Genomic DNA, 644 nt, shown 5'->3' with positions numbered 1-644 from the left:
GCGTTGCGGTCGGGTGTCCATTGCATGGGGGTGCGGACGGCGTCGCGGTCGCCGAGCCAGATGTTGTCGCCCATGCCGATCTCGTCGCCGTAGTAGAGGATCGGGGAGCCGGGCAGGGACAGCAGCAGGGCGGTGAAGAGTTCGATCTGGTTGCGGTCGTTGTCGAGGAGGGGGGCCAGCCGGCGGCGGATGCCGATGTTGGCGCGCATGCGGGGGTCTTTGGCGTATTCGGCCCACATGTAGTCGCGTTCTTCGTCGGTGACCATCTCCAGGGTGAGTTCGTCGTGGTTGCGCAGGAAGATGCCCCATTGGCAGCCGGAGGGGATGGCGGGGGTCTTGGCGAGGATTTCGGAGACGGGGTAGCGGGACTCGCGGCGGACGGCCATGAAGATGCGGGGCATGACGGGGAAGTGGAAGGCCATGTGGCATTCGTCGCCGCCGGCGCTGTAGTCGCCGAAGTAGTCGACGACGTCCTCGGGCCATTGGTTGGCCTCGGCCAGGAGCACGGTGTCGGGGTAGTGGGCGTCGATCTCCGCGCGCACGCGCCTGAGCATCTCGTGGGTGGCGGGCAGGTTCTCGCAGTCGGTGCCCTCCTCCGCGTAGAGGTAGGGGACCGCGTCCAGCCGGAACCCGTCGATCCCCAG

1 protein-coding gene is annotated in these 644 nt (G+C 67.5%); it reads right to left on the bottom strand.

Translation table 11 applies throughout. The annotated features are described in order from the left end of the window. Positions 1-644 (bottom strand): alpha-amylase family glycosyl hydrolase (locus tag FGD71_RS34870; protein WP_240436912.1); only part of this gene is annotated, 644 nt, incomplete at both ends.

This window comes from Streptomyces sporangiiformans (assembly GCF_005768555.2).
Taxonomy (GTDB): Bacteria; Actinomycetota; Actinomycetes; order Streptomycetales; family Streptomycetaceae; genus Streptomyces; species Streptomyces sporangiiformans.
Note: the sequence above shows the minus strand (reverse complement) of the source record. Positions and strands in the feature narration are given on the sequence as shown.